20 protein-coding genes and 1 other annotated feature are annotated in these 19,451 nt (G+C 38.0%); of the genes, 2 read left to right on the top strand and 18 right to left on the bottom strand.

The window, feature by feature from the left end; translation table 11 throughout:
* Positions 1-10: 10 nt before the first annotated feature.
* Genes P7D84_RS08935 through P7D84_RS08960 form a run of 6 tightly spaced genes read right to left on the bottom strand, consistent with a single transcriptional unit; the run spans position 11 to position 4,712 of the window.
* Positions 11-322: a V-type ATP synthase subunit F gene (locus P7D84_RS08935; protein ID WP_137603500.1), complete on the bottom strand. Its 312-nt coding sequence runs from the start codon at positions 320-322 to the stop codon at positions 11-13.
* Positions 312-1,307 (bottom strand): V-type ATPase subunit, encoded by a 996-nt coding sequence (locus P7D84_RS08940; RefSeq protein ID WP_311806117.1) that lies wholly within the window; start codon positions 1,305-1,307, stop codon positions 312-314. Before P7D84_RS08940 ends, P7D84_RS08935 begins: the two co-directional genes overlap by 11 nt.
* 48 nt (positions 1,308-1,355) lie before the next feature.
* On the bottom strand, positions 1,356-1,940 hold the full coding sequence (locus tag P7D84_RS08945; protein ID WP_311806119.1) for a hypothetical protein: 585 nt from the start codon (positions 1,938-1,940) through the stop codon (positions 1,356-1,358).
* Positions 1,941-1,951: 11 nt separating this feature from the next.
* Entirely contained in the window at positions 1,952-2,422 is a 471-nt protein-coding gene (locus tag P7D84_RS08950; protein ID WP_137603503.1) for a V-type ATP synthase subunit K, read from the bottom strand.
* An 18-nt stretch (positions 2,423-2,440) separates the two neighbouring features.
* The gene (locus tag P7D84_RS08955) at positions 2,441-4,402 is read right to left on the bottom strand and encodes a V-type ATP synthase subunit I (protein ID WP_311806121.1); all 1,962 of its coding nucleotides are present in this window, start codon (positions 4,400-4,402) and stop codon (positions 2,441-2,443) included.
* Positions 4,392-4,712, bottom strand: a complete 321-nt coding sequence (locus tag P7D84_RS08960) for a hypothetical protein (protein ID WP_137603505.1) — start codon at positions 4,710-4,712, stop codon at positions 4,392-4,394. Before P7D84_RS08960 ends, P7D84_RS08955 begins: the two co-directional genes overlap by 11 nt.
* A 46-nt stretch (positions 4,713-4,758) precedes the next feature.
* Positions 4,759-4,806, bottom strand: a sequence feature (sodium ion sensor (DUF1646 type); this cis-regulatory element may regulate processes involved in with the transportation of sodium ions).
* 219 nt (positions 4,807-5,025) lie between these two features.
* On the opposite strand from P7D84_RS08960, the gene P7D84_RS08965 reads away from it, so the two are divergent.
* The gene (locus tag P7D84_RS08965) at positions 5,026-5,751 is read left to right on the top strand and encodes a gamma-glutamyl-gamma-aminobutyrate hydrolase family protein (RefSeq protein ID WP_311806123.1); all 726 of its coding nucleotides are present in this window, start codon (positions 5,026-5,028) and stop codon (positions 5,749-5,751) included.
* A gap of 88 nt (positions 5,752-5,839) precedes the next feature.
* Here P7D84_RS08965 and P7D84_RS08970 read toward each other — a convergent pair whose 3' ends face one another.
* From P7D84_RS08970 to zapA, 11 genes are all read right to left on the bottom strand, one after another.
* A complete protein-coding gene (locus P7D84_RS08970) occupies positions 5,840-7,276 on the bottom strand; it encodes an alanine/glycine:cation symporter family protein (RefSeq protein ID WP_137603507.1) in 1,437 nt (478 codons plus the stop codon).
* A gap of 146 nt (positions 7,277-7,422) precedes the next feature.
* Positions 7,423-8,238: an aldo/keto reductase gene (locus tag P7D84_RS08975; protein ID WP_311806125.1), complete on the bottom strand. Its 816-nt coding sequence runs from the start codon at positions 8,236-8,238 to the stop codon at positions 7,423-7,425.
* 75 nt (positions 8,239-8,313) lie between these two features.
* Complete coding sequence (locus tag P7D84_RS08980; protein ID WP_311806127.1) at positions 8,314-9,579, bottom strand: ABC transporter permease; 1,266 nt, start codon at positions 9,577-9,579, stop codon at positions 8,314-8,316.
* A complete protein-coding gene (locus P7D84_RS08985) occupies positions 9,572-10,471 on the bottom strand; it encodes an ABC transporter ATP-binding protein (RefSeq protein ID WP_311806129.1) in 900 nt (299 codons plus the stop codon). The genes P7D84_RS08980 and P7D84_RS08985 overlap by 8 nt, the downstream gene beginning before the upstream one ends.
* A gap of 11 nt (positions 10,472-10,482) precedes the next feature.
* Positions 10,483-10,950 carry a DUF6442 family protein gene (locus P7D84_RS08990; protein ID WP_311806132.1) on the bottom strand — a complete coding sequence of 156 codons (468 nt, stop codon included), beginning with the start codon at positions 10,948-10,950 and terminating at the stop codon, positions 10,483-10,485.
* Positions 10,947-11,153, bottom strand: coding sequence for a helix-turn-helix transcriptional regulator (locus P7D84_RS08995; protein ID WP_311806134.1), 207 nt, complete (start codon positions 11,151-11,153; stop codon positions 10,947-10,949). The genes P7D84_RS08990 and P7D84_RS08995 overlap by 4 nt, the downstream gene beginning before the upstream one ends.
* An 85-nt stretch (positions 11,154-11,238) precedes the next feature.
* The gene (gene uvrC / locus P7D84_RS09000) at positions 11,239-13,014 is read right to left on the bottom strand and encodes an excinuclease ABC subunit UvrC (protein ID WP_311806218.1); all 1,776 of its coding nucleotides are present in this window, start codon (positions 13,012-13,014) and stop codon (positions 11,239-11,241) included.
* A gap of 148 nt (positions 13,015-13,162) precedes the next feature.
* On the bottom strand, positions 13,163-13,477 hold the full coding sequence (gene trxA, locus P7D84_RS09005) for a thioredoxin (protein ID WP_137603514.1): 315 nt from the start codon (positions 13,475-13,477) through the stop codon (positions 13,163-13,165).
* Positions 13,478-13,591: 114 nt separating this feature from the next.
* On the bottom strand, positions 13,592-15,952 hold the full coding sequence (locus tag P7D84_RS09010) for an endonuclease MutS2 (protein WP_311806136.1): 2,361 nt from the start codon (positions 15,950-15,952) through the stop codon (positions 13,592-13,594).
* Positions 15,953-16,013: 61 nt separating this feature from the next.
* Positions 16,014-16,562, bottom strand: coding sequence for a CvpA family protein (locus P7D84_RS09015; RefSeq protein ID WP_311806138.1), 549 nt, complete (start codon positions 16,560-16,562; stop codon positions 16,014-16,016).
* Between the two features lie 12 nt (positions 16,563-16,574).
* Entirely contained in the window at positions 16,575-17,009 is a 435-nt protein-coding gene (gene zapA, locus P7D84_RS09020) for a cell division protein ZapA (RefSeq protein WP_311806139.1), read from the bottom strand.
* 133 nt (positions 17,010-17,142) lie between these two features.
* On the opposite strand from zapA, the gene rnhC reads away from it, so the two are divergent.
* Entirely contained in the window at positions 17,143-18,045 is a 903-nt protein-coding gene (gene rnhC, locus P7D84_RS09025; protein WP_311806140.1) for a ribonuclease HIII, read from the top strand.
* 138 nt (positions 18,046-18,183) lie between these two features.
* Here rnhC and P7D84_RS09030 read toward each other — a convergent pair whose 3' ends face one another.
* On the bottom strand, positions 18,184-19,374 hold the full coding sequence (locus tag P7D84_RS09030; protein WP_311806142.1) for an amidohydrolase family protein: 1,191 nt from the start codon (positions 19,372-19,374) through the stop codon (positions 18,184-18,186).
* Positions 19,375-19,451 lie beyond the last annotated feature (77 nt).

Below are 19,451 nucleotides of genomic sequence, written 5' to 3' on the forward strand. Positions count from 1 at the left end.
ATTAGCTCCTTTATAAAATATTCTGTCCGACCGCTCGTTCAACTTGTCCTTGAATCATGGACTTACCAATTCCTAGTGTTCCCTCATGATTAGGAATCAGTACAATCGCCGGGATCATTTTTTGTTCGTAGCGTTTGATCGTATCGGGGACAAGTTGTGCAAACTCTTCAGTGATATAGATGATGCCATACTCATTTTTTGCCATTTCGTCAATCTGTTGACGAATGACTTGTTTATCTTTTGTCGTACGAGTATCAAAATCAAAGAGTCTGAAAGGTAAGATTGAGTCTTTATCGCCAATAGCACCGATTTTATGGGGCATATGTCTCACGCATCCTCTCTCTGATCTGTTCTTCTGTTAATCCAACCCGTTTACCTGTAATAATCAATCGAAGGTTTTTTGTTTCAATTGCTTTTGCATTCAGCAAAGCCAATACAGGCAACGGACCAAAGGCTTGTGTTTGAGCAGTCTCGTAAAAACTCGTCAAATAATCATCCCCAAGTCGTTCCAACTGACTCAAATTAATCGTATTATTTTGAATGATTGGTTCGATTACCTCGCTGTAAGAAGTCGTTCTTAAATAGTTAGTAAGCTGTTCTAAGCCTACCTCGACATAATCTAACAACTCCTCTTTTGGGATACTTCCTTGACTAGATAATACCGTTGACATGAAATTACGCTTTCTTTTCTGCTTAATTCCTCGTGCTGTCATCACTATATTGGTGAAATCAATAAAGCTGATCACTTCTTCTAGTAATGCCGGTTCATCTATCTGCTCAGCAATTTTTCTTTGACTATATAAATATTTGCGATCGAAAATAATATCGATTCCTTGTAAACTATTTGATTCTTCGAAATGTTCACGAACCTCTTGAATGCTCTCAAGTAAAATATCTGGTAGACCGCTTGCTTGACCTGTTCGAATCGCTGTCTTGATTTGCTCCAAAGTATAGAAGCCATCATAAATATAAAGTTCATCAAAATTTTTATCTAATAAATCCGCTTTGACCAAAGCTTTAAGATTATGAAAGGTATGGCGCATCGTACATATCCAAATAACATTAGGATCAGGAATCATCTTTACTAATTCCGTTATTAAATCTGCTTGGGCCTGCCTTAAGGCTGCTTCAAAACTCTCATAAAAATCATCTGTTAAATACTCGCCATAGATTGTTCCTCGAAAAAGCGTTTCAATCTCTGTCAGATCCTCGGATTTTAGCATTCTCATCATAAACTCAGGCGACAACAATTCTAACTCTTTCAAACGAACCAGCGGATTCAATTCATGATACGTTGATTGTTTCATTCCATGCCTCCTAATTCGTAGTCAGTTGAAAAAAGCATCTTCATCGCTTTATTCAAACAGCGTTTGAGCAATTACAAAACTGTCTCGCTCTTGAATTTCTCTAACTAGACTTTGATAGAGAAAATTGTACTGTACGCCATTTTTATCTAAAATAAAGCCCGCTTGACCTGTTATTTTTGTACTAGAAAATTTCAATTGAAATGTCAGTGATTGACTTTGTTCTAACAGCCATTCTTTCGTAAAAACCGACTGCGATTTTTCACCGGGAATAAAGACCAATTCTCCTTGCAGCTGTAATTTGCTTAACGCCCGTTGAGCAAATTTTTGCTGTTCTTTTGTAGAACGGCTTTCCATTTGAATGACTGCTTCTGTAAAGACTCGCTCTAAAATAGCTTGTTTTTGATTTAAAATCTGCTGCTTTTGAGCCACTTGCTGCCGATTTGCTGTTTGTTTGTAATTGTTCTCTAGCGTTTGTAATTTTTTCTCCAAACGTTTTTGATGATCAGCCGTTATTTCTGCCGATTCCGCTTGAAATTCTTGCTCGATCCGCGCTGTTTCGATTTCTTTTAACTTACGCTGATCCTGATCGGCTTGTTGATTCAATTGCTCGACTATCTTTTCGATTGCTTCCATCAAAAAACTCCTTACACTTGTCCTACTAACAAGAATGAGATAACAAAACCTAAGATTGCGTATGTTTCAACCATCGCCGCATAGATAATCCCCTTAGTTGCGTGTTCTGGTTTTTTTGCTAAGATTTGAATACCTGCAGCGGCAACTTTCCCTTGCGCAATCCCTGAAAATAATCCAGTAAAAGCAATCGGCAATGAAGCTCCTAGGTATCCTAACCCTTGAACTACTGTCAAATCACCTGATAAATTTGTAAAAATCAAGAAGGCAATAACGAAACCATACAATCCTTGTGTCCCTGGCAGCAATTGTAAAATCAGTGCTTGACCAAATTTTTCTGGTTGACTAGTTGTTAAAGCTGCAGCTGCTTCCCCGGTCATACCCACACCTTTTGATGATCCAATCCCAGAAAAGATCGTTGCTGTCGCCATTCCTAAAATTGCAAAAATAATACCGCCGCTGTTGTTAATCAAATACTCCATCATTGTCTGTAATTCCTCCAATTATTTTTCTTGTTCTATATTTACATATTTTTCTTCGGTTTTTAATGGACGAAAAGCACGCCCGCCACCTTCATAAAATTTTCCAAAAAATTCCACATACTGCAACCGCGCACCATGAACATACGCAGAAAGTAACGATAAGAAAATATTCAGTCCATGCAGTGCAAGCATCAATACAATCCCGACACTAAATCGTGCAATCGGCGGCATGTATCCTACTAACATATTAAATGCTGCAGCGATACTTCCACCAGAGATTCCCAGTGCCATCAATCGCGTGTAACTAACAAGATCCCCAATATAGCCAGTAATCCCATATAAGCTGTATGCACCTTTAGCTAATCCTTTAATTTTTGATTTTGACTGTATCATCGGTGTGATGATAATCATCACCGCACTGAATACAGCCAATCCAACACCCACTAAAAAGAGTGATTGATTATTCAACAACATCTTTCCTAACCCACCGATGATTGCTCCAATCATGATTCCTTGCCAAGCAAAACCATCGGAAACTGCACCGAGATAATTTTTGGCTTTGATATTTTCTTTAGCAGCCAAACCTAGGCCGATAAAAATCTGGATCACGCCAAAAACGATTGATAGGATCAAAATACTAATAACATCCTCGCTTGTTGACAAGATAGGAGGATATCCTAGCGAATAGCCAAATAACGAATTATAGATTAATCCCCACATAATAGTAGGAACAGCTAAGATTTGGAAAAAGCGGGCAAAACGTTCCATTCCCCGTGGCAGGATTGTTCGCAAGGCAATCGTAGTCGCTACTAGCATTAACGCACCATACCCGGCATCTGCCACCATCATTCCAAAGAATACGAGATAAAAGGGCATAAACCACGGTGTAGGATCGACTTCGTGATATTTTGGTAAACTATACATCTCCGTTAACATTTCAAAGGGCTTAACCAACGCATGATTTTTCAATTTTGTTGGTATTTCTTCAGTTATTTCAACATTTGTTGGTTCTTCGATCTCTAGATAGAGATTTTCTTTACCAATCAATTCAGCCATAAAAGCTTCAAAATTTTTGAAACTCTCTGTTTCTAACCAACCTTGAAGTAAAAAGACGCGATCGTCTTTAATAAAACGATCATGAATCAACCAACGGTTTTTATGGGCCAGTAAAACTTCTTCTGCTGTTTCTAAATTTTCGATGATGATTTTCTTCTGGCCAATCAATCGTGCTAAACGCTTCTGATCAGCTACTAACTCAAGCAAGGCCTTTTGAACCGTGGTCAACTCTGCTTTAGGCAAGTGAGTTTCTTTATAGGTAAAGGCCACAATGCTAAACTGATGGAGCAATTCTTGAACTTCGGTTCGTTCTGCTTTTAAATATACTAGTACAAAATTCACCGTGTATTCATCACTATAAACGATTTCATAATGAAGCTGTTTTTCTTTTAATTGTTGTTCAAATGTTTCCCAAGCACTTGCATCAGCAGTCCCTAAGAAATAGTTGACTGAACGTAATGAGAAATCTCTAGGTAAAAAATCTAATGCTTGCCATTTTTGTAAGAGAGCTTCTCGCTCATGCAACGTTCGTTGTTTTTCATTATTTTCGGTAAACTGTTGCTCCAAGGTTTGAATACTTGTTAATTCTGACAATAATGCAGATTCATCAAAATTTTCTTCCAATAATTTCAAACTAGCTTGTCGACGTTTAAGATGAAGGCCTTTTTCACGACTGCTGCCATGATGCTCTACAAATTGAATAGCATGTGTAATCTGTTCTAGTTGATGATCGATCTTTGAAAGCTCATCTTGACTAGGCAAAGGTGCTATTTCTTTAAAGTATTTCTCCACCCAGTCATTGCTGACTGTTTGTTGAAAAAGATCGCGAATCTCTACTCCTTGAAATCCTTGGATCGCAGATAAAATCTGTTCACTATATCCTTCTTGAGCAATCAAGGTCAGTTTGCTCATTTTGCTAACTGCCATATTCTGAGATCACCCTTTCAATGATTGCTTGAATCGTCTGTTCTTTTTTTTCAAGATAATTCTTTTCCATCATTTTGATTGCCTCTTGGGCACTATTTGTTAACTCATGTTCTTCTGTTGCTAATTGTTGTGTCAATAGTTGTTCTCTTTTAGCTACTACTTCGGAAAAAGTATTTTTTAAGTCTTCTTTTTTTTCTTGTAGTATTTTTTTCTTACTTGCTTCATAAGCAGACAATTCTGCAAGTAATTTTTCTTTTTTTCTGTCATTTTGTTCTTCGGCAGACTTTATTTTTTCTAAAGCTTCTAACACACAAACCCTCCTTTATATGAGAAAAAGCGCAAAACTATCAAGGTTGTTCTTCTCACCCCTTGAAGAACACGATCCTTGAAGCTTACGCCCAACCGTTTTATATAAATATTCAACAAGTATAGTATAACAAAAAATGCCCTATTCGTAACTAACTTTCCCTAAAATACTGAATTTTTTTCCTCATCACTGAAGTAAATGAATGTTGTATTATAGAAGTATTTTAATCAGAAAATCTGAAAGAAAATTTAATAATCGAAATACTTGCTTTTTAAGTTTTGCCTATGGTATCAAATGATAGAGGGAGTGAGCGTTCATGAAAAAGAATATTATTGGAATCGCAGCAAATCAACATTATCAAAATAACCAAGCTTTTTTTGATCAACAAATTACTTATAGCCCGCAAGGCTTTATTGAAGGTGTCCAGCAAGCAGGTGGCGTTCCTGTATTATTGCCGATTAGTGATCCAGAACTTGCCAGTGACTACATTGCAACCATCGATAAATTATTACTAGCTGGCGGACAAGATGTGACTCCCTTTCTCTATGGAGAAGAGCCTCATCCTAAATTAGGGCCAACAAGTCTTGAACGCGATTCTTTTGAGATGGCTCTACTCAAAGAGGCCATCAAACAAAACAAACCAATTTTCACGATTTGCCGAGGGACTCAACTATTGAATGTTACGCTGGGCGGAACGTTGTATCAAGATTTGTCTCAATATTCCAACTGGGAAGTAAAGCACGATATGTTCCCTACTGTTCCAGATTTTGGTCTTCATTCAATCACAGTCAAAGCCGACTCAAATTTAGCCTCACTCTTCGGTGAACGAGCACAAGTAAATTCTTATCACCATCAAGCAATCAAAAAACTTGCTGAAAATCTCGTTCCTATCGCATGGGCGCCTGATGGTATTATCGAAGCCGTCGAAAGTCGAGAAAAAAATACAAAGATCCTCGGAGTCCAATGGCATCCTGAATTAACCCGCAAAAAAGATCCTAAAGAACAAAGCTTATTTGATTATTTCGTGCAAAACTTTGAGTAAATGATTCTATTATTTACCTGATCTTTCAATTAATACTAAAAAATCAAACGATGGTCAAATTTACATTCTTGCCATCGCTTGATTTTGTTTATTCATCCTCCACTGACGATACAGCAGATATGTCGTCTGTCTCACTCAGAGCCAAACGAGCAAAGTAAGATTTTGTTTCTTTAAACACGACTGGACTTAATAAAATCAAGGCAATAATATTAGGAAAAGCCATTAACCCATTAAATATATCTGCAATTGTCCAAACAGCAGAGACTGTTAAATATGGTCCGATAAAGACGGCCAAAATATATACTACGCGAAAGGCAGAAGAAAATTTTGTGTTTCCGCCAGTCAAATAACTCAAACAACGTTCTGAATAATAATTCCAACCTAATATGGTCGTAAATGCAAAGAAAGCTAAACAGACCATCAGTAGTAATGAAGCGATTGTTTGTGTAATTGGTAAAGCCTCCGTAAAGGCATAGATAGTTACAGCCGAACCTTCTAGACCCGTTTTCCAAGCACCTGTCAAAATAATTGCCATCCCCGTCATATTACAAACGACCAATGTATCGATAAATGTTCCAGTCATCGATACCAATCCTTGACGTACAGGTTCTTTTGACTGGGCAGCTGCAGCAGCAATCGGCGCACTTCCCAATCCAGATTCATTAGAAAAAATTCCACGAGCAATCCCTTTTTGCATCGCAATCAGCATCGCTCCCATTGCTCCGCCAGAAACCGCACGTAAGCCAAAAGCACTTTGAACGATTTCCACAATAACCGCTGGTAATTTAGTAATATTGATAATAACCATGAATAAACATAAACTAACATAGATAACAATCATTACTGGTACGATGATCTCAGATACTCGTGCAATTCGTTGAACTCCACCGATTAACACGATCGCAACTAAAATCGTAACAACGATCCCAGAAATAATTACTGCCCAAGAATACTGATTTCCAAACAGAGTCACAGTATTTAATTTTTCAGGATCAAAAAATGTCTCAGCAGCTGAAGTGATTCCATTGATCTGAGCAATCGTACCAATTCCAATCAAACCAGCGGCTGCTCCAAAAAAGGCGAACATTTTCGCTAACCATTTCCATTTATGACCAAGTCCGTTTTCAATGTAGTAAAAAGGGCCACCTAAGGCTTTCCCATGATCATCAAATGTGCGATATTTAACAGCTAATAATCCCTCAGCGTATTTTGTTGCCATTCCCAACAATCCAGCAAGCTCTAACCAAAACAATGCGCCTGGTCCTCCTGCAACGATTGCGGTAGCAACTCCCACGATATTACCTGTCCCAATCGTAGCTGACAAGGCTGTACACAATGCTTGAAAACTCGTGACATCCCCTTGTCCGCCCTCTTCATTTTTTATCATATATTTTAGTGCTAACGGCAAGCGGCGAATTTGGATCATACGACAACCAATCGTTAAAGTGATGCCGATTCCTAAAATCAAAACAATCATTGGGGCTCCCCAAATCAATGAATTAATTTTCACTAAATAATTACCCATCAAAACCCTCCCATTTTTTTGCTATTTTATCATATTTTTATTTAAAAATGGATTATCTTGCAAAAAAAAGTTTTATTTGACAGTTTTACAAAAAAACACATGAGAAAACGAATAAATCGAATTCTTCATGTGTTTTTCTCATCAAATTAAAAGTTAAAGTTATCTGGATCAGCACCAAGCCGTTCATTGATATTTAAATGGTTAATCCGCATCATTTCTTCTTCAGTTAATTCAAAATCAAATACAGCAAAGTTTTCTTTGATACGCGCTTCATGGACTGATTTTGGAATCACGATAATATCACTTTGCAAATGCCAACGAATAATCACTTGTGCAGCCGATTTTTGATGGTTTTTACCAATCTCCACCAGCGTTGGATTTTGTAGAATCTTTCCTTGCCCTAATGGTGACCAGGCTTCAACAGCGATTCCTTCTTCAGCCAGATACGTACGCAAATCTTCTTGTGTCAACGTCGGATGAAGTTCAATCTGATCTACCATCGGTTTGATTTTTGCAGTTGTCATTAATTGCTCAATATGATGTTGATGGAAATTGGATACGCCGATAGCTTTAGCGCGGCCGCTTGCATAGATTTCTTCCATTGCTCGCCAAGAATCATTGAATTTGCCTTCCACCGGCCAATGGATCAAATATAGATCCACATAATCCAACCCTAAGCGCGCCAAACTGTCATTAAAGGCTTGGTGAGTAGTGTCGTATCCTTGATCATCATTCCATAACTTGGTAGTGATAAATAATTCCTCTCGTTTAGCACCAGATTGGCGGATTCCTTCACCAACGCCTCTTTCATTTTTGTAAACTGCAGCAGTATCTATTAAATGGTACCCATTCTCAATTGCCCACTTAACAGAATTTGTTGCATCCGTTTCCTCCACTCGCCAAACACCTAGACCTAGGCGAGGCATTTGAATCCCGTTTGCTAATTGCTTTGTTCTATCCATCAAATTTCCTCCTCATTCATCATGATTATAATTTTGGAGAACCTCATTTCATTGTGAGAGACTTTGATCTAAGGGTCAACTAATTTGTTTCTTGCGATTGTTTCGCATAATCGCAATGGATTGTTTCAACGCACTCAGTGTTCCGCCTTCACTATAAACTAAGACATTTGATTTATATAATTGGGCAGAAAAAATGGTTAACACACCGGTGAAAAGCACAAGAATTCCTAAAGAAATAAAAGCGCTAGCTATTGTCGTTGTACCCGAAGCTAATCGTATCGGCATACTGTAAGAAGACAAAAATGGGATGTAAGATGTTACTTTGATGATCATGTTTGTTGGATCAGAAGTTCCTAAGATCAACCCCAGCATGTATCCTATCATCGAAAGATACATCACCGGTTGAATCGCTTTTGCCGTATCTTCCGGTTTGCTGACTAAAGAACCGCACAATGCCGAAAGCACTGCATATAAGAAAATCCCAACCAACATGAACCCAGCAATAATCAGCACATTGCTGCCAAACAATGTCTTCAGTGAAACTGTTGCGAGCAAATCATTGACCATCGGAAGATCTTTGAACTGGCGATACCCCACAACTAGCGCGGCCCCATAAATCAATAATTGAGTCAATGCCACCAATAAAACACCTAATAATTTGCCGTAATAATGTGTTTTTGCCTTCATGCTTGAAAGAAGCACTTCCATGATTCGTGTTCCTTTTTCCGAAGCGATTTCTTGAGCAATGATGGAAGAATAACTCATTATAAAGACGAACATGACGATTGTCGTTAAGAAACTAAAAACAAACTGCGTCCCGGAATCTCCTTCAGCGCTTGTCATCTTACCATTTTCAAAGCTCACTTTTGTCGCTTTGAATTCAGCTGGTTCCATGACATTTTGAACTTGGGCAGTCGTCAAATTTAAGTGGCTTGCTCGAAGGGTCGTTTGCATGGAACTTAGGATTTGTTGCAAAGCCATTTCTGTTGATGTCCCCAGCGAAGCTCTACTATACAATTTGCCAGAAATCTTATCTTCACTTGATTGCAATTTTAAATATGCATCAATCTTCTTATCTGCTAATTGCTTCTGAGCTGTTTTATCACTTGCTACAGCTTTGAACGTATAATCTTTGTTTTTAGTTTCTGCTAACTGTTTTGCTACTGCTGGCTGATCACTAACGATTCCGATCTTATTGATTTCATTTGCATCACCAAAAAAATGTTGCGATAAATAAAAAATCCCCATGACTAGAAAAGGTGCTAAGATCATGATTACAAACGCAGCTGATTTTACATTTTTCTTATAAACATCTTTGATAATAATACTTAGTTTATTCATTTACAGCACCTGCTTTCCATTTGAAGATTTCTTCTAAAGTCGGCGGTTGTTGATTGAACATTGGGATGTAACCATCTTTAGTTGCTTTTGCAAAGATTGCTTGTCCCACGGCAGGATCATCCAAAGTGATGTCAAAACTCCCATCTTCTTTTTCCCAGATTGAATGAACACCAGGAAAAGCACTTAATTCTTCTTTAGTTAAAGGCGCTTCTAAGTATAATTTACTGCGGCCAAAGGATTCGCGAATTTCATGGACTTTTCCATTTAAAACAGTTTCGCCATTTCGTAACATAATCAAATGATCACAGATTTTTTCAACATTGTCCATATTGTGACTAGAAAATATCACGCAAGAACCTTTCTTTTTTAATTCAATGATGCCGTTTTTTAGTAACTCAGCATTCACTGGATCTAGGCCGCTGAATGGTTCATCTAGAATCACTAATTTAGGTTCATGAATCAGTGTCGCAATCAGTTGGACTTTTTGCTGATTTCCTTTAGAAAGAGATTTTACTTTATCCGTTTTCTTTCCTTTGACTTGAAATTTTTCCATCCATTCATCAATTTTTGGCAGGATCTCTTGTTTATTTTTTCCTCGTAATGAAGAGAAAAAAAGCAATTGATCCTCGATAGTGACTTTGGGATACAAGCCACGTTCTTCTGGTAAATAACCAATCAGATCATAATCTTTTTCAGATAATTCATGACCATTCCACCAAACATTTCCAGAGTCTTTTGTTAAAAAGTCTAAGATTAATCGAAATGTCGTGGTCTTGCCTGCACCGTTTTGTCCGATTAGTCCTAAAATTTTTCCGTCTTCGATTGTGAAATTCAGATCATCTAACGCTTTATACGACCCAAAGCTTTTGCTTAAATGTTCTACTTGTAGCATGTTCTCACTCCTTATAATTTTTTTCTAAAATAGACATAACAAATCAGATAACTGGTCAAAAATACGTATAACAAACTACTTGCTGTGAACATCAGATTTTTTGAGATAAAACTGCCGATCAGACTTAAAAGTACTAGTACGGTTGCCATCACATAGCCGGTGATCTGTAATGCTTTACTCGCAATTTCTAAATTGCGTTCATCCGTTTTCTCAATACGTTGTTTTTTCAATTTTTCAGAATCATTCATGGCACGTCGATTTCTTATGATATAGATCATAAATACGACACTGAGTGAGAGAAAAAAGCCTAATAAAAAGCCCACAGCACGATCTTTGATCGCCAATTCATACCAAGTCGTTCCAACAAATAAAATCCCTGAACATGCCAACATAAAAATGACAATCATTAAATAAATGAGGTTCTGTCTTTTTAGTTTTTTTCGATACTCCTGATCACTTTTAGTTGCTTCTTTGCTCATTTCTCATCCTCCCCATCAAAAATAAATACCTCTTCGATCGTTAAGTTAAAAAAACGAGCGATTTTATAAGCCAAGATCAAAGAGGCATTGTAACGACCGCTTTCTAGTGAAATGATTGTTTGTCTAGTCACTTCTAATTCTTGTGCTAAATCACTTTGAGTCATTTTACGTTCTTTTCGAAGTTTTTGAATTCGATTTTGCATGCGATCCCCTCTTAATGTATAGTACACTTTACATTATTTGACAAAAGTATAGCATCCTTTACTTTTTATGTAAAGGATGCTATTTTTATTTTTCTTTCAGCTGTTTATAGGTATTTTCCGCAACTGCTCTTGGCAAGCCGATTTTTTGTAATTCATCAATCGAAGCCGCTTGGATATTTTTCAATGATTTGAACTCTTTTAACAGCAATTTCTTGCGTTTAGGACCTAATCCGTCGATATGATCTAACTTCGAAGCAAAACTATTCTTGCTGCGTAATTGGCGATGAAAAGTTATCGCAAAACGATGGACCTCGTCTTGGATTCGTTGCAATAAGAAAAATTCTTGCGAGTTCCGTTCCAAAGGTACTACGTCTAACCCTGAGCCAAAAAGCAACTCGCTTGTTTTATGTTTATCATCTTTAGCCAAACCGGCAATCGGAATATCAATCCCCAATTGGTTGGCTAAAACGTCTTTAGCAACATCTACTTGTCCTTTTCCTCCATCAATCACGATTAAATCTGGAAAGGGCAGCCCCTCTTTTAAGACGCGTGAGTATCGACGATAAATGACTTCCCGCATCGAAGCATAGTCATCTGGTCCTTTTACCGTTTTGATTTTGTACTTACGGTATTCTTTCTTCGCGGGTTTTCCATCAATAAAAACCACCATCGCAGAAACTGGATCTGTCCCCATAATGTTAGAATTATCAAAAGCTTCAATCCGAATCGGAGCAGGTATATTCATTGCATCTCCCAATTTTTCAACTGCACCGATCGTGCGGGCTTCACTGCGACCAATCAAATCAAATTTTTCATTCAATGCAACTTGAGCATTTTTTCCAGCTAACTTAACTAACTTTTTCTTTTCTCCACGTTGCGGCTGCAAAACCTTCGTCGCTAACAAGGCTTCAACACTTGGTTTATCGATGTTATCTGGAATCAAGACCTCTTTAGGAATAAAATGTTCATTTTCTTGATAGAATTGACCAATATATGTTAAGAAATCTTCTTCCGCAGCATTATAAAATGGGAACATCGAAACGTCTCGTTCAATCAATTTTCCTTGCCGAACAAAAAAGACTTGGACACACATCCATCCTTTATCTGTCGCATAACCAAAAATATCACGATCAATCAAATCTGTCGTGGTCATTTTTTGTTTTGTCATGACTGTCTCGATTGCTTTGATTTGATCTCGATATTCAGCAGCTTTTTCAAATTCCATATCGGCAGCTGCCTGATTCATTTTTTCTTGCAGCTGCTCTTGAATTTCTGTATGACCGCCAGTTAGAAATTGTTTGATTTCTTCTACCATATCCTTATAAACTTGTGGATCGACATGAAAGGCATATGGGCAAAGACATTGACCAAGATGGTAGTAAAGACACGGAGTCTTTTGCGATGGCTTGCACTTGCGCAGCGGAAACAATCGATCCAATAATTTTTTCGTTTCATTAGCCGCATTCACATCTGGATACGGACCAAAATAATGAGCCTTGTCCTTTAAGACTTTCCGCGTAATCATCAAACGTGGGTATTTCTCATTAGTAATTTTTAAAAAAGGATACGTCTTATCATCTTTCAACATGATATTGTACTTAGGATCATTTTTTTTAATCAAATTGATCTCAAGTAGCAAAGCTTCGATATTGGATTCTGTGACGATATATTCAAAATCCACAATTTCACTGACTAACCGTTCTGTTTTTGTATTGTGGCTGCCTGTGAAATAAGAGCGGACTCTATTTTTTAGGATCTTCGCTTTTCCAACATAAATAATCGTGCCATTTTTGTCTTTCATCAAATAACAGCCCGGTTGATCAGGTAAGAGCGCTAATTTATTTTTGATACGTTCATTCATAGGTTGCTTCCCTTCACCACTAGCACGTTTGCTATTTTGATTATTGATCGTTTGCTTAAATAGAAACATTCACCTGAAGCTAGCGGTTTGTTTTACAAAAAATATTTATCTGACAAAAAAGCTGGACATAAAGTCCAGCTCGATCTTCTTACATATGAGCTTGAATAAGCTCTTTTAATTGATCTTTCGTGTGAACACCAATCACCTTATCTACCACTTGTCCATCTTTTTTCAAAACAAGTGTTGGGATGCTCATGATTCCAAATGATGCTGGTGTTTCTGGATTTTCATCTACATCCATTTTTACAACTCTGAATTCATCTTCATCATATTCCTCAGACAATTGTTCTAAAATCGGTGCTTGCATCCGACATGGACCACACCATGTTGCCCAAAAATCGATTAAAACAAGTCCGTTATCTGTTTCTTCTTTAAATGTTTTATCGGTAACTACTTGTGACATTGAGATTCCTCCTATATTGATTTAGATACTTTGTAAACAAGTATCTGTTCTCTTGATGAAACTAGTATAGCATGCACGCTTTTTCTGCGCTACTCTTCTGCTTACACTTGTAAACTATTTAAATGTTACTACGGTTGCTCCGCTTCCACCCTGATTTGCTGGAGCAAATTCAAAGCTTTTGACATTACGATTATTTTTTAGATATTCCGTGATTCCTTTGCGTAAGGCGCCTGTTCCTTTACCATGGATAATCCGTACTTGCGCAAAATTCGCCAATAAAGCCGCATCGATATATTGATCTACTTCAGCAAGTGCTTCTTCATAACGTTTTCCTCGCAAATCTAATTCGGGTTTTACTCGTGCGCTGGCTCCTCGTTGGACACCAGTGACTACGCGTTGTTTTGGCTCTTCTACTGGTGTCGTCAAGGTCATATCCTCTTCTGAAACCGTCATTTTTAAAATTCCCAGTTGAACTTGCCATTCACCATCGCCGACTTTTTGGATCAATGTTCCTCTTTGACCATAAGTTTCTACGATGACTTCATCATTTGGCTTGAATTGTTTTTTTGCTTTTGCTTTTTGCAAAATTTTATTTTTCTTTAATTGTTCGTCTTGTTTCAAATCTGCCAATTGAGTTTTTGCATCGATCAATTGATGTTCTTTCACATTTCCTTGACCTGTCAGTTGCATTTGACGAATCTCTTTGATGATTTTTTCAGCCTTTTCTTGCGCATCATTAACAATCGTATTGGCTTTTTTACGTGCTTTCTCCATTTCTTGTTCTCGTTCGTCAAAGAAATAAGAATACGCATTTTTTAAATCACGGTATACTTTTTCTGATTCATCTACATAATGACGGATTTCTAAGTATTCTGTCTCAGTTGCTTTTCGCTGATTTTCTAAATCTGCAATCATTTCATTTAAGTCTTGGCTTTCTTCATCGATGATCTGCTTTGCACTTTCAATCACTAGCGGATCCAATCCGAGTCGACGAGATATCTCAAAAGCATTACTGCGTCCAGGAACACCAATCAATAGACGATAGGTTGGACTTAGTGTATCTACATCAAATTCCATACTAGCATTGATTGTATTTGAACGATTGTACCCATAGATTTTCAATTCCGGATAATGCGTCGTCGCCATGACATAAGCTGATTTTGCACCTACTGCATCTAAGATTGCTATCGCTAAAGCCGCACCTTCTTGCGGATCAGTTCCGGCACCGAGTTCATCAAATAATACCAAACTTCGTTCATCGATTTTATCTAAGATTGATACGATGTTCGTCATATGTGAGGAGAACGTCGATAAACTTTGTTCGATCGATTGTTCATCGCCGATATCTGCAAAGACCTCTTTAAAAATGCCCATCTCACTTTCTTCTGCCACCGGTAAAGGAAATCCTGCTTGTCCCATCAGTTGCAATAAACCTAACGTTTTTAACGAGATGGTCTTCCCACCAGTATTTGGCCCAGTGACGACGACTGCTTGAAAATCTTGCCCAATCATCAAATCATTTGCTACTGCTTTCTCCTGGTCCAATAATGGATGACGTGCTTGTTTGAAAAAGACATGATTTTCTTGGTTGATCTGTGGTACCACGGCTTTTAATGTCTTAGCAAAACGGGCCTTTGCATTCATTAAATCAAAGCGGCCTAAAACATAGGCATTGTGTAAAATATCTTTTCGTGGTGCTACTAATTCAGCGGATAATTCAGCTAAAATCCGTTCAATTTCAGTTCGCTCAGCAATCTGTTGTTGACGCAGGCGATTGTTTAATTCCACGATTTGTTTCGGTTCCATAAACAAGGTTTGGCCAGAAGCACTCTGATCGTGGACTACTCCACCAAAAATCCCGCGATATTCTTGCTTAACTGGAATGACATAGCGATCATTTCTCATGGTGATCAAACTATCGCTTAAATATTTGGCATTTTTTCCACGAATCAACCCATCTAATTGCTCACGAATTGTTTGTTCACTGCGCCGAATTTGGCTGCGAATCGTTCGTAATTCTGTAGAAGCATCATCTCGCACACGACCATCTTCTTCTACCGAGCGACGTAGTTTCCCACTTAATTCAGGCAATGTTGTCAATTGTTCTTCCCAAAAATACAGGCGGAGAAATTCCAACTCACTGTCTTTTAAATCATCAATAAAACGAACCAATTCGCTCGTCGTCGAAAGAACCCGTGATACTTCAGCTAATTCTAAACCATTCAAATTCGCTCCGATTTCGATCCGTTTCATATGTGGTTTGATATTAGTCAATTTAGGAATGGGGAGTCCGCCACGCAAACGTTGCACTTTCATTCCGTCTTCCGTCTCGTCTATCCATGATTGAACAATCGCTTCTTCACTAGAAGGTACCAATTGATGGATTTCTTCTTCTCCTTGTTCAGTCGTTAAAAACTGCTGAATCATTTTCTTAACTTGTTCAAACTCTAATGTGTTTAAGATTCGTTCATTCATTTTTTCACCTTCTATACATAAATAAACCGAAACCTGTCAAACAGCGTCCCGGTTTTTTACTTTATCCAATAATTTTTGTGACCCATAGATTATCAAACTGCGAACTCAAAAACAGTGAGTGCTCAATGATGAAACGAGCCAATCTGCTACCTGCTAACTGGTTTTGAACCAAAGCCATCGGTACGAAACTAACAAGTTTCAAAAGCAGAAAAATAGCCACGTAACAAATAATCACCTGTAAAATCCCAGCGACTAATCCATCATATTGCGGAATAGCAACTTTAAAGAGCAGATTTTTGAAAAAAATCGCAATCAGATGAGTCACTAGCCAACCAGCAACTAAAATCATCACAAACGCGACACCCGCATAAAAGGATTTATCTAGATTGAACGCTTGTTCAACAGAATAATAGACCATTTTAGATTCATCAGTAACGGATGGATAAGGTACAAATAAATCTAAATGGGACCCCAATCCCTGATAAAATATTCTTGCAACGATAAACGAGAGTAAATACCCGATAGAAAACACTAGCTGGTAGGCAACGCCTCGGCGATAACCAACGTAAAAAGATAGCAGTAATGCAAATAAAATTATCAATGTTAACATAATATCCCTCACTTATTTATTTGCCGCTCTTTTTTGAATCTCACGCTTTCGATTCTCATTAACGATCTGCTGCGCTTCCACGTGATCTCGGATTGGAACATCTTCTTTTCCATTTTTCCGCATGATTTCCTTTGCTTCGGCTTCAATGGCTTCGATCTTTTTTATACGATTTTCTAATTCCAAATTATGGGCTGCCTGCCCATCAAGTGTAAGTTGCTGTTTTTCTAATTTTATTAAGGCCTCTTGCTTTTTCAACTGATCTGAGATTGCGTTGATCGCCAGTAACATCGCGGCTTTTTCTGGCGTGATCTCTGGAGACAGCGATAGAATTTCTTCTAACTGTTCATTGACCAATGCGGTCACCATATCCATATGTTGCTTGGATTCTTGTCCAATGATAGTATAAGTCTGACCGGCAACGATTGCCTTATAGCGATTTTGCGCCATATCGATCAACCTTCCTAAAACGATTTTTTAATATTTCGGTAACAAAAACACTAATATATTATATGCTAAAATCTTTGATATGTACAACTTTCATCAATTAAAAGCGAATTAACTTAAAGAAAAGAGAAAAAATATGAGTTCTGCTGTTTTAAAATTATCAAAAACTGACATCCAAAAACTAAAAAATTACTACTCTGACTATTTATTAAACAAAAACGTCCCTTATAGTGAATTTTCTGCGAAAAAAAACGGCGTCAATATTACTGCCTATACTTCCGGTAAAGTGTTGTTCCAAGGAAATAATGCCGAACAAGAAGCGGCTCGGTGGGGAAAAACTGATCCTACAACTGCGAAAAAAAGCAGTACGTTACCAAAAAACTTTGCTTCTTTGGCTGTTCTTGGCAGTGATGAAGTAGGCAACGGAAGCTATTTTGGCCCTTTATGTGTTTGTGCAGCCTATGCGGATAAAGAGCATCTTGCTGACTTGCGACAACTCGGTGTCAAAGACTCAAAAATGTTGACTGACAGTCAGATTCGCGCAATGGCAGTGAAAATCAAAGAATTAATCCCATTTAAACTTTTAGTCGTCAATCCAGAAAAATACAATGCAATCCAGCCTCAATACAATGCGGTCCGGATGAAAGTCGCTCTGCATAATCAAGCGATTCGTCTTTTGCTGGAACAAATTAGCCCAACAAAACCTGATGCAATCTTGATTGATCAATTTACTTCAGAAGCAAATTATCTGAAATATGTGAAACAAGAAGCCCAACGTGTAGAACAAAAAATTTATTTCGTCACTAAAGGCGAACAATATCATCTTTCCGTTGCAGCGGCTTCGATTATCAGTCGTGCAAGTTTTTTAGAAGAACTCGATAAAGCCTCTTTAGAATTAGGAACGAAGGTTCCATCTGGAGCGGGCAGATCTTCTGACGAGTTAGCTGCGAAATTATTACGTCAAGGCGGGATCGCCTTACTAAATAAATATGCTAAATTACACTTTGCAAATACAGAAAAGGCGAAAAAACTGATTTAACCCAAAGTATGATTCAAAATGAAATATCCGAACTATCGATGTAAAGCAATCGTTTATCATAAAATTGCTAGACCACAGGAGCAATACATCTATAATTCGGATATTTTTCTTATCATAAGACTAGTATCATCACCTTTTCTAAACCTCGATCCCTGCTAAGAAAACTTGACGAACATTTCTTAAATCTTGAATATTTTTTGCTACATCCCCATCTACAACTACGATATCTGCTTGCAGACCTCTTTTTAACTCACCAGTAACTTCTGCTAGTTCGAAGACTTTGGCAGGATTTTGCGTTGCTGTCTGAATCGCTTCGACAGGTGTCAACCCATAGTTCACCATCAACTCCAGCTCTTCTACAATCGGTACGCTAGGCGCCTCTAACATGACCATATCTGTTCCTGCAAGAATCGTAACACCTTCATCATAAATCGCTTTGAAGTTTTCTCCATATGCTTGTACGGAACTTTCAAAGAAATCTAAATGATGGGAATAGGTCTCAGTCGATTGATTGGAATGATCGATTCCAACCTCTTGAACTTTTTGATTGTATTCTGCTAAAAAGTGATAAGCAAACATTGTCGGTGTCCACGACTGCTGATTTTTCACCATTTGTTTAGCCTGTTCCACTGTTAAGAAATTTCCATGTTCAATCGTATCAAATCCTGCCTCGATACACATTTGTATTCCTGGCTGCGTGCCTGAATGGACCACACATTTCATTCCCAACCGGTGTGCTTCTGCTACACCCGCATTTAGTTCTTCTTGCGTGAATTCACAAATATCATCACGATTTGTTGTTAGCATTTTGATCCAATCTGCGCCATCCTTTTTTTGACGCCGGATTGTGTGGCGGATATTTTCTACCCCATCTACTTCTTCAATGCCATCTTCATGTCCGTGTCCGCCAGTAATACAGATTCCACGATCTGTATGCAAAATTCTTGGTGCTTTAACAAAGCCTTTTTCAGCAGCCAAACGCAATGTCTCTAGTAAAAACTGCGGACCGCAACAATCGCGGATTGTCGTGACACCTTTTGCCAAACAAGTCTCTGCTTGTTTTTGTGCATAATAAGCAATCATAAAATCGTTATAATGATGTAAGTCTGGTTGTGTCCAGTAATACCCCAGATGAATATGTGCATCCATCAATCCTGGTAAGATTGAAGCTTCTCCATAATCACGAATCTGCGCTTGGGGAAATTTTTCTTCTAACTCTGCTGCTTTGCCTACTGCTAAAATCGTGTCTTCTGCATAAACGACACCGCCGTTTTCAATGACCGTTTTACCATCACCAGTAATCACATTTTTTGCCTTCAATAAAATCATTTTCTTGTCTCCTTTGTCGAAGCGTTTTCATTTCTTTATTAGTGTACCAAAAGAACCACCAAAATGGATAGTCCAAT

This window comes from Enterococcus dongliensis (genome assembly GCF_031927985.1).
GTDB lineage: Bacteria > Bacillota > Bacilli > Lactobacillales > Enterococcaceae > Enterococcus_A > Enterococcus_A dongliensis.

What these genes read in the sequence shown, in the direction of transcription:
- P7D84_RS08985 (WP_311806129.1), bottom strand. Translation starts at nt 10,471, where the DNA reads ATGCTACAAGTAGAACATTTAAGCAAAAGCTTTGGGTCGTATAAAGCG.
- P7D84_RS08990 (WP_311806132.1), bottom strand. Translation starts at nt 10,950, where the DNA reads ATGAGCAAAGAAGCAACTAAAAGTGATCAGGAGTATCGAAAAAAACTA.
- P7D84_RS08970 (WP_137603507.1), bottom strand. Translation starts at nt 7,276, where the DNA reads ATGGGTAATTATTTAGTGAAAATTAATTCATTGATTTGGGGAGCCCCA.
- P7D84_RS08995 (WP_311806134.1), bottom strand. Translation starts at nt 11,153, where the DNA reads ATGCAAAATCGAATTCAAAAACTTCGAAAAGAACGTAAAATGACTCAA.
- zapA (WP_311806139.1), bottom strand. Translation starts at nt 17,009, where the DNA reads ATGGCGCAAAATCGCTATAAGGCAATCGTTGCCGGTCAGACTTATACT.
- P7D84_RS08980 (WP_311806127.1), bottom strand. Translation starts at nt 9,579, where the DNA reads ATGAATAAACTAAGTATTATTATCAAAGATGTTTATAAGAAAAATGTA.
- uvrC (WP_311806218.1), bottom strand. Translation starts at nt 13,014, where the DNA reads ATGAATGAACGTATCAAAAATAAATTAGCGCTCTTACCTGATCAACCG.
- P7D84_RS08965 (WP_311806123.1), top strand. Translation starts at nt 5,026, where the DNA reads ATGAAAAAGAATATTATTGGAATCGCAGCAAATCAACATTATCAAAAT.
- P7D84_RS08950 (WP_137603503.1), bottom strand. Translation starts at nt 2,422, where the DNA reads ATGATGGAGTATTTGATTAACAACAGCGGCGGTATTATTTTTGCAATT.
- P7D84_RS09015 (WP_311806138.1), bottom strand. Translation starts at nt 16,562, where the DNA reads ATGTTAACATTGATAATTTTATTTGCATTACTGCTATCTTTTTACGTT.
- P7D84_RS08975 (WP_311806125.1), bottom strand. Translation starts at nt 8,238, where the DNA reads ATGGATAGAACAAAGCAATTAGCAAACGGGATTCAAATGCCTCGCCTA.
- P7D84_RS08935 (WP_137603500.1), bottom strand. Translation starts at nt 322, where the DNA reads ATGCCCCATAAAATCGGTGCTATTGGCGATAAAGACTCAATCTTACCT.
- P7D84_RS09010 (WP_311806136.1), bottom strand. Translation starts at nt 15,952, where the DNA reads ATGAATGAACGAATCTTAAACACATTAGAGTTTGAACAAGTTAAGAAA.
- P7D84_RS08955 (WP_311806121.1), bottom strand. Translation starts at nt 4,402, where the DNA reads ATGGCAGTTAGCAAAATGAGCAAACTGACCTTGATTGCTCAAGAAGGA.
- trxA (WP_137603514.1), bottom strand. Translation starts at nt 13,477, where the DNA reads ATGTCACAAGTAGTTACCGATAAAACATTTAAAGAAGAAACAGATAAC.
- P7D84_RS08945 (WP_311806119.1), bottom strand. Translation starts at nt 1,940, where the DNA reads ATGGAAGCAATCGAAAAGATAGTCGAGCAATTGAATCAACAAGCCGAT.
- rnhC (WP_311806140.1), top strand. Translation starts at nt 17,143, where the DNA reads ATGAGTTCTGCTGTTTTAAAATTATCAAAAACTGACATCCAAAAACTA.
- P7D84_RS09030 (WP_311806142.1), bottom strand. Translation starts at nt 19,374, where the DNA reads ATGATTTTATTGAAGGCAAAAAATGTGATTACTGGTGATGGTAAAACG.
- P7D84_RS08940 (WP_311806117.1), bottom strand. Translation starts at nt 1,307, where the DNA reads ATGAAACAATCAACGTATCATGAATTGAATCCGCTGGTTCGTTTGAAA.